A 14,999-nucleotide genomic window follows, 5' to 3' on the forward strand; every position below is an offset into this window, starting at 1 on the left:
CGCCGCTCAGCGGGCCGCCGCCCGCGCGCCCGCGCCGGCCGCCCCCGCTCCCGCCCGGGCGCCGGCGGCCCCGGCCGCCTCGTCCGGATCGGGCTCCTTCCAGGACTACGCCCTGGGCAAGCTCGGCGGTGACCAGGCGGAGTTCTCCTGCCTGGAGAGCCTCTGGGGCAAGGAGAGCGGCTGGAACCCGAACGCCCAGAACCCGACCAGCACCGCCTACGGGATCCCGCAGTTCCTGGACTCCACCTGGAAGAGCACCGGGATCGCCAAGACCTCCGACGGCTACCGGCAGATCGACGCGGGGCTGATCTACATCAACAACCGCTACGGCTCGCCGTGCGCCGCGTGGTCGCACTCCAAGGCCACCGGCTGGTACTGAGCCACCGGCTGGTACTGAGCCACCGGTGGTGCGCAGCGAGGCCCGGGTCCGGCTGGACCCGGGCCTCGCTGCGTCCGGGCCGCCCCCACGGATGGCCCTCCTGTGCGCCGGCGCGGGACCATCGGGGAGGATCGAGGGGTTCGACCACCGAGACGAGGAGCGCTGACCCGTGGGCAAGCACCGCGCACCCGAGGGCGCCGCGACGGACTTCGACGCCGCCACCAGCGCCCTGGCGGACGTCACCGGCGACTACACCGTCGACGTCACGCACACCCGGATCGGCGTCCGGGCCCGGCACGCCATGGTGACCACCGTGCGGGGTGCCTTCACCGACTTCTCCGGCACCGCCCACCTGGACACCGCGACGCCGTCGGCCAGCAGCGTCCAGCTGCGGATCGCGACCGCGAGCATCGACACGGGCACCCCGGACCGGGATGCGCACCTGCGCTCGGCCGACTTCCTCGACGTCGAGCAGCACCCGGAGATGGTCTTCGTCTCCACGTCGGTCGAGCAGGTCGACCGGGAGGTCTACCGGGTCACCGGCGACCTCACGATCAAGGCGGTCACCCGGCCGGTCTCGATCGACTTCAGCCTCACCGGCTCGGCGCTGGACCCGTTCGGCAACATGCGGGTGGGCTTCGAGGGCGCGCTGGCGATCAAGCGCAGCGAGTGGGACCTGACCTGGAACGCGGTGCTCGACACCGGCGGCGTGCTGGTCAGCGACCGGATCCAGGTCGAGTTCGACGTCTCGGCGATCAAGGACGCCTGACCGGCGCACTGTGTCCCAGGCCACCCTCGGCCGCTAGGGTGGCACTCAGTGCCACGTAGGGCCCCGGTGGACCGGCCGGCTCCGCGACGGCAACCCCGGCGACGACGGCGTCGCCCGGGACGAGTCGAGCAGCAGGGGGTCCGCAGGTGGCGAACGCGTGGTTCGAGTCGGTGGCGGAGGCGCAGCGGCGCGCGAAGCGGCGGTTGCCCAAGGGCGTCTACGGGGCGCTGGTGGCCGGCTCCGAGCGCGGGCTGACCGCGGAGGACAACCTCGCCGCCTTCACCGAGCTCGGGTTCGCCCCGCACACCGCCGGGCTGAGCAACGAGCGGCAACTGGGCACCACGATCATGGGCCAGCAGGTGTCCATGCCGATCATGATCAGCCCGACCGGCGTGCAGGCGGTCGACCCCGAGGGCGAGGTCGCCGTGGCCCGCGCGGCCGCCTCCCGGGGCGTGGCGATGGGGTTGTCCTCCTTCGCCAGCAAGCCGATCGAGGAGGTCGTGGCCGCCAACCCACAGACCTTCTTCCAGATGTACTGGGTCGGCACCCGCGAGGAGATGCTCGGCCGGATGCAGCGGGCCAGGGACGCCGGCGCGGTCGGCATGATCGCCACCCTGGACTGGTCGTTCGCCTACGGCCGCGACTGGGGCAGCCCGTTCATCCCGGAGAAGATCGACTTCGAGGCGGCGCGCAGGTACGCCCCGCAGGTGCTGGCCCGGCCGCGGTGGCTGCTCGACTTCGCCCGCACCCGGAAGCTCCCGGACCTCACGGTGCCGAACATGGTGGCGACCCCCGGTGACCCGGCGCCCACCTTCTTCGGGGCCTACGGGCAGTGGAGCGCCTCCCCGATGCCCTCCTGGGACGACGTCGCCTGGCTGCGTTCACAGTGGGACGGGCCGTTCATGCTCAAGGGCGTCATGCGCGTGGACGACGCGAAGCGGGCCGTGGACGCCGGGGTCTCCGCGATCTCGGTGTCCAACCACGGTGGCAACAACCTCGACGGCACCCCGGCGGCGATCCGCGCGCTGCCCGCGGTCGTCCAGGCGGTGGGCGAGCAGGTCGAGGTGCTGATGGACGGCGGCATCCGGCGTGGCGGCGACGTCGCGAAGGCCCTCGCCCTGGGCGCCCGGGCGGTGATGATCGGCCGCGCCTACCTGTGGGGCCTGGCCGCCAACGGCGAGGCCGGGGTGGGCAACGTGCTCGACCTGCTGCGCGACGGGCTCGGCTCGGCCCTCGTCGGCCTGGGCCACCGCTCGGTCGACGAGCTCAGCCCGGCCGACCTCGTCGTCCCGCCGCACTTCGAACGACACCTCGGGGAGGACGGCGCCGACGCCCCGGAGGCGCAGCGGGCGTCGGGCAAGGGCACCACCGCCTGAGACCGCACGGCCTGACGGTCCGGGCGGCCGGTGCGATGACTTCCGCCGGTCGCCGCCGTCCTGCCTGCTGAGCGCACCGTCCCCCGGACGCTGGGTGCGCGTCCCTCGGACGCAGGAGGCCGGCATGACCCACCTGTCCCGGTTCGTCACCGTGTGGTCGGCGCTGCAGGCCCAGGTGGAGGGCGGCCGGCTGCCCGGCTACGCCGCCGCCGTGCGGTACAGCGGCGAGGTCGAGGTGCACACCGGCGGCTCCCTCGAGCTGGGGGGCGTCACCCGGGTGCGTCCGGACTCGCTGTTCCGGCTGGCGTCGCTGTCCAAGCCGTTCGCCGGCGTGCTGACGCTGTCGCTGGTCGAGGACGGGCTGCTGGACCTCGACGACCCGGTCGGGCGGTGGATCCCGGAGCTGGCCGAACCGCGGGTGCTGGTCGACCGGGCCGGCGCACTCACGGACACGGTGCCCGCTGACCGCCCGATCACCGTCCGCCACCTGCTCACCAGCACCCCCGGCTTCGGTGGGCTGTGGGACGGCTCGCCGCTAGACGAGGCCCTGTACCGGGCCGGCCTCGGACCGGGTCCGTTGCCGCCGGAGCTGACGCCGGAGGAGTACCTGGCCCGGCTGGGCGAGCTGCCGCTGGCCGCGCAGCCGGGGGCCAGCTGGCTGTACCACCTCAGCACCGAGGTGCTCTCGGTGCTGCTGAGCAGGGTCGCCGGCTGCCCGGTGCACGACCTGCTGCGCACCCGGGTCACCGGTCCGCTGGGCCTGGCCGACACCGGCTTCTGGGCGACCGACCCCGCGCGGCTCGGCCCGGCGTACCTGCCGGCCGGTGACGGGTTCGAGCTCCTCGACCCGGCCGACGGGCGGTCGTCCGTGCCACCGGCCTTCGAGGGGCTGGCGGCCGGGCTGGTCTCCAGCGCACCCGACGTGCTCACCTTCTTCGGCGCGCTCGCCGACGGGGGCGGGTCGCTGCTGAGCCCGGGATCGGTGGCCGCAATGACCACCGGAGCGCTGACCACGGCGCAGCGGGTGGAGGCCGCCGGCTTCCTTGGCGCCGGACGCTCCTGGGGCCTGCAGGTCGGCGTGCAGGTCGAGCCGGGGGAGCCATGGACGCAGCGGGGCCGGTTCGGCTGGGACGGCGGGACGGGCACGACCGCCTACGCCGATCCGGACCGGGACCTCGTCGCGGTGCTGCTCACCGCGCGCGGCATGGCCGGGCCGGGCGACGGCCTGGACCTGTTCTGGCGGGCGCTGTACCGCTGCCTCTGACCCACCCCTGCGGCAGCTCGCCCGGCGGCTCAGCGGGGTCGGTCACCGCCGAGCGCGAGCACCGTGCGCAGCGCGGTGACCAACGCCAGCGGCTGGTCCAGCATCGGGTGGTGGCCGCTGTCGGGCAGGTCGACCACGGGCATCCCGGCCCTGGTCAGCCCGACCATCTCGGTGGCCATCTCCGGGCTCACCAGCCCGTGCTCGCAGCGCAGGAACGTCAGCGGGACGGCGACGCCGGGCAGCAGGTCGCGCAGCCGCAGCCGGGTGCCGAAGAAGTCCGGGTCGAACTTCCACGTCCAGCCGCCCTCGACGGCCTGCAGCGAGCCCGCGGCCACGTGCTCGCGGACGAAGGGGAGCAGGACGTCCTGCGGCGGCAGGGTGCGGAAGCGGGCCCGGGCCTCGTCCGGGTCGGGGTACACCCGGTGCGGCCGGCGGCGCTCCCGCAGCCGACGCTCGTCCGGCGGCCGGTCGTTGAGCGGGGAGTCCACGACGACGACCGAGCCGATGTCGCCCGGGTGCTCGACGCCCACGGTCACCGCCACCCAGCCGCCCATGCTGTGGCCCACGACGGCCGGCCGGTCGAGGCCCTCGTCGGCGGCGACGGCCACCACCTCCCGCGCCCACAGCAGCGGGTCGTAGTCCTCGCGCCGGTCGCTGTCGCCGTGGCCGGTCAGGTCGAGGGCGACCACCCGGCGGCCGGTGAGCAGCGGAGCGACGTGGTCCCACCAGCCGGAGTGGGCCGCACCGCCGTGCACCAGGACCACGCCCGGCGCCCCGGCCGGCCCCCAGACCCGGTAGTGCACCCGCGCGCCCGAGACGACGACGTCCCGGTGTTCCGGCTGCTGGGCGAGGGCCTGGGTGAACCACGTCGGCGGGGTCATCCCCGGATCCTGCCCGACGGCGGCGGCTCGACGAGAACGGGCTGGGAGCTGCCTCCGGCGGGCGGAGGCAGCCCCCAGCCCGATGTGGAGCTGAGGTGACGGGCTCAGCGGCCCTTCAGCAGCTCCTCGAACGAGGTGGTCGGGTCGGCGAACGGGTCGGCCGGCCGGGTGGCGACCGGGCGGCCGCTCACCAGCCCGGCGAGCTCACCGGCTGCCCGCTCGACCCGGCCGGCCAGCGACCGGTCGACGCCGCCGCCGGCCCAGTCCTCCGCGGCGGCGAAGACGCCGGTGGGGACGACGACCGCCCGCAGGTAGGCGAACAGCGGGCGCATCGCGTGCTCGACGACCAGCGAGTGCCGCGGCGTCCCGGCGGTGGCGCCGAGCAGCACGGGCTTGCCGGTCAGCGCGTCCTTGTCCAGGACGTCGAAGAACGTCTTGAACAGGCCGCTGTAGGAGGCGGAGAACACCGGGGTGACCGCGATCAGCGCGTCGGCGCCGACGACCGTGTCGATCGCCGTCTGCAGCGACCCGTTGGCGAAGCCGCTGGTCAGGTTGTCGGCCAGGTCGCGGGCGTGCCCGCGGAGCTCCACCACCTCGACGGTGGCGTCCTCCCCGCGGGCGCGCAGTGCCTCGACCGTGGCGGCGGTGAGCCGGTCGGCCAGCAGCCGGGTCGAGCTGGGGTCGCTCAGCCCGGCGCTGACGACGGCGAGGGTGCGGGTGGTCATGCCTGCGCCGCCGTCTCCACGGTCCGGCCGGTCACGTCGTCGGCGGCGTGCACGGTGCTGTCGTGCCCGCCGCCGGCGGCGGCGACCAGGCTGGCGTGGGTGGGCGCGTCCGGCACGTGCGCCGGCTTGAGCGCGGCGAACTCGCGGCGGAGCACCGGCACGACCTCCTCGCCCAGGATGTCCAGCTGCTCGAGCACCGTCTTCAGCGGCAGCCCGGCGTGGTCGATGAGGAACAGCTGCCGCTGGTAGTCACCGACGTAGTCGCGGAAGCCGAGCGTCCGCTCGATCACCTGCTCCGGGGAGCCGACGGTCAGTGGGGTCTGCGAGGTGAACTCCTCCAGCGACGGACCGCCGCCGTACACGGGTGCCTTGTCGAAGTAGGGGCGGAACTCGCGGACGGCGTCCTGGCTGTTCTTCCGCATGAACACCTGGCCGCCCAGCCCGACGATCGCCTGGTCGGCGCTGCCGTGGCCGTAGTGCTCGAACCGGCGGCGGTAGAACTCGACCATCCGCTCGGTGTGCTCCGGCGGCCAGAAGATGTGGTTGTGGAAGAAGCCGTCGCCGTAGTAGGCGGCCTGCTCGGCGATCTGCGGGCTGCGGATCGAGCCGTGCCAGACGAACGGCGGGACGCCGTCCAGCGGGCGCGGCGTGGAGGTGAAGCCCTGCAGCGGGGTGCGGAACTGGCCCTCCCAGTTCACCACGTCCTCCCGCCACAGCCGGCGCAGCAGCTGGTAGTTCTCCACGGCCAGCGGGATGCCGTCCCGGATGTCCTTGCCGAACCAGGGGTAGACCGGGCCGGTGTTGCCCCGGCCCATCATCAGGTCGACCCGGCCGTCGGCGACGTGCTGCAGGGTGGCGAAGTCCTCGGCGATCTTCACCGGGTCGGTGGTGGTGATCAGCGTCGTGGACGTCGACAGGACCAGCTTCTCGGTCTTGGCCGCGATGTAGCCCAGCGTGGTGGTGGGGGAGGAGACCACGAACGGCGGGTTGTGGTGCTGGCCCTGGGCGAAGACGTCGAGCCCGACCTCCTCGGCCTTGAGCGCGATCGCGATCAGCGACTTGACCCGCTCGGCCTCGGTGGGGGCCCGGCCGGTGGTCGGGTCGGGGGTGACGTCGCCGACGGTGAAGATCCCGAACTGCATCTCGTGCTCCCTCTCGTCTGAGCCGCACTGGTTGAGAGTGCAACTACTGCTGCGGAGAACCGTACGCCACCCCGGTGCATTCCCCGCCCCGGACGCGACGGCGCCCCCCGGCCGGGTGGGCCGAGGGGCGCTGTCGAGCGCGTGCTGGTTACTGCAGGGCGTCGACCGTCTGCTGCTCGCCCACCGAGCCGGCCAGCCGGGCCAGGGCCCAGTCGCCGTCACCGAGGAGGTGGTCGATCGCGGTGAGCCGGCTGGTGTAGTGGCCCACCTTGTACTCGGCGGTGACGCCGATCCCGCCGTGCAGCTGGATCGCCTCCTTGCCGATGTGCCGCGACGCCCGGCTGGCCTGCAGCCGGGCCCGGTCGGCGGCGGCGACCACGTCACCGTCGGCGTCGACGACCAGGGTCGCCCACATGACGGTGCTGCGGGCCAGCTCCAGGGAGACGTACATGTCCGCCGCCCGGAAGGTCAGCGACTGGAACTTGTTCAGCGGCACCCCGAACTGCTTGCGGGCCTTGAGGTACTCCGCCGTCGTGGTCAGCGCCGTCTCCATCGCCCCCAGCGCCTCGTGCCCGTAGGCGACCCGCGCGCGGGCCTGCGCCTTCTCGATGGCGGCGGTCTGGTCGGCGGTGCCCGCACCCAGCGGCTGGGCCGGGGTGCCGGCGAACGCGACCTTCGCCGAGCGGGTGCCGTCGTGGTTGCGGTACCCGGTGCGGGTGAGCCCCTCGGCGTCGCCCGGCACCAGGAACAGCCGGGTCGCGCCGTCCACGAGTGCGCTGACCACCAGCAGGTCGGCGCGGGCACCGTGCGGCACCGGCTCCTTGACCCCGGTCAGCCGCCACGCGCCGCCGTCCTCGGTCGCGGTGACCGACTGGGCCGAGGCCTGCCAACGGGAGCCGATCTCGGTGTGCGCGAAGGCCGGGAGCAGCCTGCCCTCGGCCAGCGCACCGAGCACCTCGGCGCGCTGGGCGTCGGTGCCCAGGTCGGCCACCAGCCCACCGGCGAGGACGACGGCCTCCACGAACGGCTCGGGTGCCAGCACCCGGCCGATCTCCTCGGCCACGATGGACACCTCCACCGGACCTGCGCCCATGCCGCCGTCGGCCTCCGCGAACGGCAGCCCCAGCAGGCCCATCTCGGCCAGCTGGCCCCAGGTCTTCTCGTCGAAGCCCGGGTCGGTGCCGACCACCCGCCGGCGCTGCTCGCTGTCCCCGTACGCCCGGGCCAGCAGTGCGCTCACTGCCTCCCGGAGACCGTTCTGCTCGTCGTCGTAGCTGAACTCCATGGTCTGATCACAACCCCAGGATCGAGCCGGCGATGATGGTGCGCTGCACTTCGTTCGAGCCCCCGTAGATGGAGACCTTGCGGTAGTTCAGGTAGGACGGCGTCGCCACCTGCGCCCACTCCGGCACGTCGGACTCCTCGTCGGCGAAGGAGGCCACCGACAGCGGGCCGGCGATGTCCACCAGCAGCTCGGTGGCGGCCTGCTGCAGCTCCGAGCCGCGCAGCTTCAGCACCGAGGACGCCGGGTGCGGGCGGCCGCCGGCGGAGTTGGCCACCACCCGCAGGGCGGTGAGCTCCAGCGCGAGCAGCTCGTTCTCCAGCTCGGCGATCCGGGCGGTCATGTACGGGTCCTCCGACAGCGGGGCCCCGTTGACCGTGATGCCGCGGGCGTGCTCCTTGGCCTCGATCAGCATCCGCTTGGTCGACCCGATGCGGGCGATGCCGACCCGCTCGTTCCCGAGCAGGAACTTGGCGTAGTCCCAGCCGTGGTTCTCCTCGCCCACCAGGTTCTCCGCCGGCACCCGGACGTCTTCGAAGAAGACCTCGTTGACCTCGAAGCCGCCGTCGAGCAGCTCGATCGGCCGCAGCGTCACCCCGGGGGTGTCCATCGGGAACAGCAGCAGCGAGATGCCCCGCTGCCGCTTCTCGGCGGTGGGGTCGGTGCGGACCAGGCAGAAGATCCAGTCGGCGTGCTGACCCAGCGTCGTCCAGGTCTTCTGGCCGTTGACCACCCAGTCGTCGCCGTCGCGCGCCGCGGTGGTGCGCAGCGACGCCAGGTCCGAGCCGGCGTCGGGCTCGGAGAAGCCCTGGCACCACCAGATGTCGAGGTTGGCGGTGGCGGGGAGGAAACGCTCCTTCTGCTCCTGCGAGCCGAAGGTCGCGATGACCGGGCCGATCATGCTGGTGTTGAAGGCCAGCGGCTCGGGGACGCCGGCCAGCTGCATCTCCTCGCGCCAGATGTGGCGCTGCAGCGGGGTCCAGTCCCGGCCGCCCCACTCCACCGGCCAGTGCGGCACGGCGAGGCCGGCGGCGTTGAGCGCGCGCTGGGCCTCGATGAACTGCTCCTTGGTCAGCTCCCGGTGGGCAGCGACCGCGTCCCGGATCGACTGCGGCACCGAGGTGGTGAAGAAGGTGCGCATCTCGTCCCGGAAGGCCCGGTCCTCCGGCGACAGGTGCAAGCGCATGGGTCCTCATTCCTGACGGCAGCCCTGCCGTCTCGACGTGGGGTGTCGAAGATCCCACATCCGCTACCGGGCAGTAACCGGGGGTCGGTCCGACGCCCGGGGTGACCCGCTGTGGTCGCGGTCGCCCTGCCCCGCCCCGAAGGAGGGAAGTCCGCCCGATCGGCTGGAGTGCCGTCTCCGGCGGGACGACGCTGTGGGCAGGGCGCACCGGTGCGCCGGGTGGACGGCGGGGGGAGGCACGGCATGTCAGCACGGACACGGGCGGTCGGCGAGCCCCAGGCGTCCCCCGAGATCGTGGCCGCCGTCTTCCACGGCGTGAGCGTGAGCGACGCCGTCGCGGTGCTCGTGATCGAGCAGGTGGGCGGCGTGTTCCGGGTCGGCTGGAGCAACGAGCGGGTCGCGACCCTGCTCGGCTACGGCCCGGCGGACCTGCACGCGGTGGCCGTCGAGCAGCTGCTGCCCTCGCTCGGCGGCGGGGAGCTCAAGCTGCTCCTCCGCCGGGAGCGGACCGTGCACATGACCCTGCCGGTCCGGTGCGCCAGCGGCGCCCTGCTCGACTGCGTCGTCTCCGCGGTGCCGGTCCCGCCACCGGCCGGACGGCGCTGGACCCTCCGGGTGGCCTCCACGGCCAACGAGACCGAGCGGGCGCTGCGGGCGACCGCCGACGCCTCCGAGCGGCGCTTCGCCACCCTCACCGAGCGCTCACCGGTGCCCACCCTGCTGTCCGAGCAGGGCATGCGGCTGGCGCACGTCAACGACGCGTTCTGCGCCCTGGTGGGCACGCAGGCCGAACAGCTGCTCGGCACCGGCTGGCTCGACGCCGTGCACCCCGACGACCTCGAGACGGTGGTCGAACAGGCCATCGCGGTGCTCGAGGGCGGCGACCGCGAGGCGCAGGCGCGGCTGGTCCGGCAGGACGGCACCGAGCGCAGCACGGTCATCCGCTTCGCGCACGTGTTCACCCCGGGAGCGGGCGCCGGCTTCATCGGCACCATCGAGGACATCACCGACCGGCTGGCCTTCGAGGCGCGCCTGGCCCACCAGGCCAACCACGACCCGCTGACCGGGCTGCCCAACCGCACGCTGCTGGCCGAGCACGTGGCCGAGCGCTTCCGACCCGGCGCCGGCGGCCTGGCGTGCATCTTCCTGGACCTGGACAACTTCAAGGTGGTCAACGACTCGCTCGGGCACACGGTGGGCGACGCGCTGCTGGTCGAGGTGGCCCAGCGCCTGCGGTCCACGGTGCGGCCGGGCGACCTGGTCGCCCGCTTCGGGGGTGACGAGTTCGTCGTCGTCTGCCAGCAGGTGTCCGAGGACGGCGCCGTGGCGCTCGCCGAGCGGATCGGGGAGGCGCTGCACCGGCCGCTCACCCTCTCCGGGGTCGAGCTGCACCCCCGGGCCAGCGTCGGTGTCACCGTGCAGACCGCCGAGCACTCCGCCGCCGAGGAGCTGATCCGCGACTGCGACATCGCGATGTACCAGGCCAAGGCCGCCGGCAAGGGCCGGATCACCGTGCTGGACTCCGAGGCCCGGGCGCAGGCCCGGGACAAGCTGCGGCTGGTGGCCGACCTGCGTGAGGCGATCGGCCGCCGGGAGCTGACCCTGATGTACCAGCCGATCTTCAGCACCGCCGACGGCAGCGCGGTGACCGTGGAGTCGCTGGCCCGCTGGCAGCACCCGGAGCGCGGGGCGATCCCGCCGAGCACGTTCGTCCCGCTGGCCGAGGAGAGCGGCCTGGTGTCGGCGCTGGGGTCCCTGGTGCTGGACGAGACCTGCCGGCAGCTGGCCGAGTGGGACCGCCGGCTGGGCAGCCGCGCCCCGCAGCGGGCCAACGTCAACGTCTCGGCCCTCCAGCTGGACGTCAACCTGCACGGCCACGTGCAGGCGGCCCTGCAGCGCCATGGCCTGCCGGCCAGCCGGCTCTCCATCGAGATCACCGAGTCGGCCCTGATGAAGGACCCCGCCTCGGCCCGCGCCGTCCTGCTGCAGCTGCGCGAGCTGGGCGTGCAGGTCTCCATCGACGACTTCGGCACCGGCTACTCCTCGCTGGCCTACCTGCGGCACCTGCCGGTCGACTGCCTGAAGGTCGACCGGTCCTTCGTCGCCGAGCTGGCCGACGGGCACCCCGAGATCACCACCGCGGTCATCGCCCTGGCTCGCAGCCTGGGGCTGGACACGGTGGCCGAGGGCGTGGAGACCCGGGAGCAGGCCGACGAGCTCGCCCGGCTGGGCGCCACCTACCTGCAGGGCTTCAGCCTGGCCGCGCCGCTGTCCGGCGAGGACGCCGCGGTCTGGTTCGCCGACACGGCGACCGCCACCCCCGGAGCAGTCCGGCACCCCGACCTGGAGCTGACGTGACCCCCTCCGCCGCACCGTCCCTGACCGTCGCCCCGGTCTTCGACCTGGAGCGGGTGCTCGGCAGCATCGACCGCATGGCCGCCCAGCGGCCGGTCGCCGCCCAGGTCGTCGCCGAGACGAACTCCGACCGGGCGAGCGCCAAGGAGCTGTCCCGCCTGCTCGGCGCGGACGTCGCGCTGGCCGGCCGGGTGATGAAGCTGGCCAACTCGGCGTTCTACGGGATGCGCGGGCGGGTGACCTCCCTGCAGTTCGCGGTCACCGTCGTCGGCTTCGGCACGGTCCGCACGATGGCCACGGTCGCCCTGACCGACCTGGACGACGAGTCGCTCCTCCCCGAGGACTTCTGGGAGGTCAGCACCACCCTGGCGCTGGCAGCCTCGACGCTGGCACCCCGGTTCGCCGAACGCCCGCAGGACGCGCTCTGTCTCGGTCTGCTGGCGCAGATGGGCGTGGCGCTGCTGCACCACAACGACCCCGACGGCTACGCCGAGCTGTGGAGCACCCACCGGTCCGCGGTCGCCCGCCGCACGGCGGAGGTGCACCGGTACGGCATCTCGGCGCTGCGGCTGACCTCCGTGGCGCTGGAGCAGTGGGGCTTCCCGGCGGGCATGCTCGTGCCGCTCAAGCAGGTGGACGACGACGCCTCCTTCTCCGGCGCCCTGCTCCGGTCCGCCTTCGAGGTCACCGGGCGGCTCACCGACGGCGACCACGAGGAGACCCCGATCGAGCGGGTCAGCTGCGGTCAGCTGCGGGAGCGGGACGTCGCCCCGGTGCTCGCGCAGGTCCGCACCGACGCCGAGGAGCTGCGCGCGGCCCTGCTCGGCTGAGCAGGGCCGCGCGTCAGGCCCCCTCCAGGGGCCCGCCGCGAGCTTGCGAGTGGGTGGGGAGGAGGGGGTCCTTCTCCAGGTGGCGGGGCTGCTCAGGTGGCGGGCTCGGGGTTGTCCGGCTGCGGGTCCGCGCCCACCGTGGGCAGGTAGCCCGGTGCCTCGCGGGCCGCGGCCTGGTCCTCGAAGTCCGCGGCGATGTCCAGCACCCGGGCGTCGTCCCAGCGGGTCCCGAAGAACGAGACACCGACCGGCAGCGAGTCCCGGGGACCGGCGAACCCGGCCGGGACGGTGACGTTCGGGTAGCCGGCCACCGCAGCCGGACCGGAGGTGCTGTAGACGAACGCGTCGGCCTGACCGTCCAGGTACTCGTAGCGGGTCTGCCAGGCGGGGGTGTTGGTCAGCCCGACGATCGCGGCCAGGTCGTCCTCCGGGCCGGCCCCCTGGGCGAGGGCCTCGTCGATCGAGGCGCGGGCCAGCTCCCGGATCCGGTCGCGGGTCTCCCGGATCGCCGGGTCGTCGGCGGGCACGGTCGCTGCCTGGGCCTGCTCCAGGAGCTCCTGACCGAAGTACGCCAGCTCCACCGGGTCCTGCTCGTTGAACTCGATGATGCCGGCCAGGTCGGCCGGGTGGTCCCCGGGCGTGGCCGCCAGGTAGGCGTTCAGGTCGCGCTTGAACTCGGCCAGCAACGCCGGGAGCTCACCGGCGCCGATCTCCTCCTGGTAGGCCAGCTGCACCGGCACGGCGGTGGCGCCGGCGGCCTCGATCTGCTTCACCGCCGCCGCGAACACCTCCTCGGTCCGGTCGTCGACGGCTGCGGACTGTTCGGGGGTGAGCGTCCAGACCCCGATCCGGGCACCCTCCAGCGCGTCGAGGTCCAGGTCGGCGAAGTCGGTGCCCAGGTCGGCGGGGATCTCCGCGGTGGCGGCGTCGTCGGCGTCCTGCCCGGCGAGCACCTCGAGCACGAGCGCCGCGTCGACGGCGTGCCGGGCCATCGGGCCGGCGGTGTCCTGCTCGGCGGAGATCGGCACGATGCCGGTGCGGCTGACCAGGCCGAGCGTCGGCTTGACGCCGACCACGCCGTTGGCCCCGGCCGGGCAGACGATCGAGCCGTCGGTCTCGGTGCCGATCGCCACCTGGGCCAGCGAGGCGGCCACGCCCACCGCGGAGCCGGAGGAGGAGCCGCACGGGTTGCGGTCCAGCACGTAGGGGTTGGCGGTCTGGCCGCCGACGCCGCTCCAGCCGCTGGTGGAGGCGGAGCCGCGGAGGTTCGCCCACTCGGAGAGGTTCGCCTTGCCCAGCACGATCGCGCCGGCGTCCCGGAGTCGCTGGGTGATGACGGCGTCGTCCGGGCGGCTGTCCAGCATCGCCCGGGACCCCGCCGTGGTCGGCAGCTGCTCGGTGTCCACGTTGTCCTTCAGCAGCACCGGGATGCCCTCGAGCGGCCGGCGCTCCTGGTCCCGCTGCCGCGTGCGGTCGCTGGCGGCCGCGTCGCGCAGGGCGTCGGGGTTGATGCTGAGCACGGCGCCGAGGTCGTCGTTGACGGCGGCGATCCGCGCCAGGTAGGCCGTGGTGAGCTGGACGGCGCTCAGGTCGCCGTCGTCCATCCGGGACTGCAGCTCGGGGATGGTCAGCGCATCCAGGTCCAGACCGCGGATCGGCAGGGTCCCGGAGCCGGCCGCATCGGCCACCCCGGTGCCGGTGCCGGACTCGCCCGGGTCTGCCGGGGCGGCAGCTGTCGCGCTGGCCGGGACCAGCAGGGCGGCGGCGAGCGCGGCAGTGACCGCGGCCCTCCGGCGCAGGGGAAGGTCGGGAACGCGCATGGGCTCCTCCGAGTCCGCCGTGACTGGGTAGGTGCACGCTAGGCCGGTGGCCCGCAGCCCGCTCGGTCAACGGACAGGTGGTCGTCCGCCACGCCGTCGGGCCACCCGGAACGGCGGCGGGAGGGCATGGTGGAGGGGTGTTCGACAGCGACTTCGGCCCGGACCTCATCGCCCTGCTCAGCCGGGAGGTGCTCCGTGAGCGCGCCGGCGCGCTGATCGCGGAGGCCTGCGCCTGGTCGGTCGGCCTCTCCGACCACGACCACCACCTGCGCGTCCGCGGCCGCGTGACCGCCACCGGGCTGACCCTGGGCGCCCGGGCGGTGACCGGTCAGCTGCTCAGCGGCGAGGAGGACGGCCGCCTCGAGCTCGGCGACGCCCGGCCCGGCAGCTTCCAGGACGCTCTGAACGCGGTCACCGCAGACGGCACGCTCTACGCCGAGCACTTCGACCAGGAGGTCGTCGAGCCGTTCGTGCTCGCCACCTGCGTCGCCGCGGTCGAGCGGGCCCGGGCGACCCATCCCGCCGACTGGGCCGAGCTGCTGGACGAGCTCGGGGAGAACGGCGGCGACCTGGTCGAGGTGGTGCGGGTGGGGGAGTGGGAGGCGCCGCTGCGGATCGACGCCGAGCACCTGGTGCTGGCGGCGCTGGGCGCGGTGCCGCTGGTGGAGGTGGAGGCGGAGGGTCTGCCGCTGTCCCTGGTGCGCGCGGCGGAGGCGGTCACCCGGGCGGCGGCGCCGGCCGAGGTCCCGGAGGTCGGGCCGGCGGCGGACGAGCTGGCGGGTGCGCTGTTCCTCGCCGAGGCGGCGATCGGCACCGCGGGGCTCCCGCTGCCCGTCCCGGTGTCCGCCGCCGACCGGTTGCTGGACGTGCTGCTGGCCGAGGGCCTGCTGCCGGAGGAGCTCCCCGCGCTGTTGCCGCACCTGCCGGTCGAGCCGAGCACGGCGGCCGAGGTGCGGGCCACGATCGCCGCCCTCGGGCAGGGGGCCTGAC

The 14,999-nt window shown here is 74.1% G+C and carries 13 protein-coding genes; 7 read left to right on the plus strand and 6 right to left on the minus strand.

From position 1 onward, the window contains the following. The 4 genes from IN07_RS00005 to IN07_RS00020 form a co-directional block, all read left to right on the plus strand. The coding region (locus IN07_RS00005) for an aggregation-promoting factor C-terminal-like domain-containing protein (protein ID WP_036332309.1) at positions 1 to 379 on the plus strand (379 nt) is incomplete at its 5' end. A 169-nt stretch (positions 380 to 548) separates the two neighbouring features. Continuing rightward, positions 549 to 1,148, plus strand: coding sequence for a YceI family protein (locus tag IN07_RS00010; RefSeq protein WP_036332311.1), 600 nt, complete (start codon positions 549 to 551; stop codon positions 1,146 to 1,148). A 146-nt stretch (positions 1,149 to 1,294) separates the two neighbouring features. Next, positions 1,295 to 2,524 carry a pre-mycofactocin synthase MftD gene (gene mftD, locus IN07_RS00015; protein WP_052090376.1) on the plus strand — a complete coding sequence of 410 codons (1,230 nt, stop codon included), beginning with the start codon at positions 1,295 to 1,297 and terminating at the stop codon, positions 2,522 to 2,524. A 124-nt stretch (positions 2,525 to 2,648) separates the two neighbouring features. Continuing rightward, positions 2,649 to 3,788 (plus strand): serine hydrolase domain-containing protein, encoded by a 1,140-nt coding sequence (locus tag IN07_RS00020; protein WP_036332313.1) that lies wholly within the window; start codon positions 2,649 to 2,651, stop codon positions 3,786 to 3,788. Positions 3,789 to 3,817: 29 nt separating this feature from the next. Here IN07_RS00020 and IN07_RS00025 read toward each other — a convergent pair whose 3' ends face one another. The 5 genes from IN07_RS00025 to IN07_RS00045 all read right to left on the minus strand — a co-directional run bounded on the left by IN07_RS00025 (position 3,818) and on the right by IN07_RS00045 (position 9,004). Further along, entirely contained in the window at positions 3,818 to 4,669 is an 852-nt protein-coding gene (locus IN07_RS00025) for an alpha/beta fold hydrolase (protein WP_036332315.1), read from the minus strand. Positions 4,670 to 4,773: 104 nt separating this feature from the next. After that, complete coding sequence (locus IN07_RS00030; RefSeq protein ID WP_036332316.1) at positions 4,774 to 5,394, minus strand: FMN reductase; 621 nt, start codon at positions 5,392 to 5,394, stop codon at positions 4,774 to 4,776. Then, positions 5,391 to 6,536 carry an LLM class flavin-dependent oxidoreductase gene (locus tag IN07_RS00035; protein ID WP_036332319.1) on the minus strand — a complete coding sequence of 382 codons (1,146 nt, stop codon included), beginning with the start codon at positions 6,534 to 6,536 and terminating at the stop codon, positions 5,391 to 5,393. The genes IN07_RS00030 and IN07_RS00035 overlap by 4 nt, the downstream gene beginning before the upstream one ends. Positions 6,537 to 6,684: 148 nt before the next feature. Beyond that, on the minus strand, positions 6,685 to 7,821 hold the full coding sequence (locus IN07_RS00040) for an acyl-CoA dehydrogenase family protein (RefSeq protein ID WP_036332321.1): 1,137 nt from the start codon (positions 7,819 to 7,821) through the stop codon (positions 6,685 to 6,687). 7 nt (positions 7,822 to 7,828) lie between these two features. Further along, positions 7,829 to 9,004 (minus strand): acyl-CoA dehydrogenase family protein, encoded by a 1,176-nt coding sequence (locus IN07_RS00045; RefSeq protein WP_036332323.1) that lies wholly within the window; start codon positions 9,002 to 9,004, stop codon positions 7,829 to 7,831. Between the two features lie 243 nt (positions 9,005 to 9,247). Here IN07_RS00045 and IN07_RS00050 point away from each other — a divergent pair, with 243 nt between their 5' ends. Together IN07_RS00050 and IN07_RS00055 are read left to right on the plus strand one after the other, a co-directional pair. Beyond that, positions 9,248 to 11,362 carry a putative bifunctional diguanylate cyclase/phosphodiesterase gene (locus IN07_RS00050; protein WP_052090378.1) on the plus strand — a complete coding sequence of 705 codons (2,115 nt, stop codon included), beginning with the start codon at positions 9,248 to 9,250 and terminating at the stop codon, positions 11,360 to 11,362. Next, positions 11,359 to 12,189, plus strand: coding sequence for an HDOD domain-containing protein (locus IN07_RS00055; protein WP_036332325.1), 831 nt, complete (start codon positions 11,359 to 11,361; stop codon positions 12,187 to 12,189). The genes IN07_RS00050 and IN07_RS00055 overlap by 4 nt, the downstream gene beginning before the upstream one ends. A gap of 92 nt (positions 12,190 to 12,281) precedes the next feature. Here the strand turns inward: IN07_RS00055 and IN07_RS00060 are convergent, their stop codons facing one another. Beyond that, a complete protein-coding gene (locus tag IN07_RS00060; RefSeq protein WP_052090380.1) occupies positions 12,282 to 14,009 on the minus strand; it encodes an amidase in 1,728 nt (575 codons plus the stop codon). Between the two features lie 137 nt (positions 14,010 to 14,146). On the opposite strand from IN07_RS00060, the gene IN07_RS00065 reads away from it, so the two are divergent. Continuing rightward, complete coding sequence (locus IN07_RS00065; protein ID WP_036332326.1) at positions 14,147 to 14,998, plus strand: hypothetical protein; 852 nt, start codon at positions 14,147 to 14,149, stop codon at positions 14,996 to 14,998. The last annotated feature ends 1 nt before the right edge of the window (position 14,999 follow it).

Origin of the sequence: Modestobacter caceresii, from assembly GCF_000761485.1 — a bacterium.
Taxonomy (GTDB): Bacteria; Actinomycetota; Actinomycetes; order Mycobacteriales; family Geodermatophilaceae; genus Modestobacter; species Modestobacter caceresii.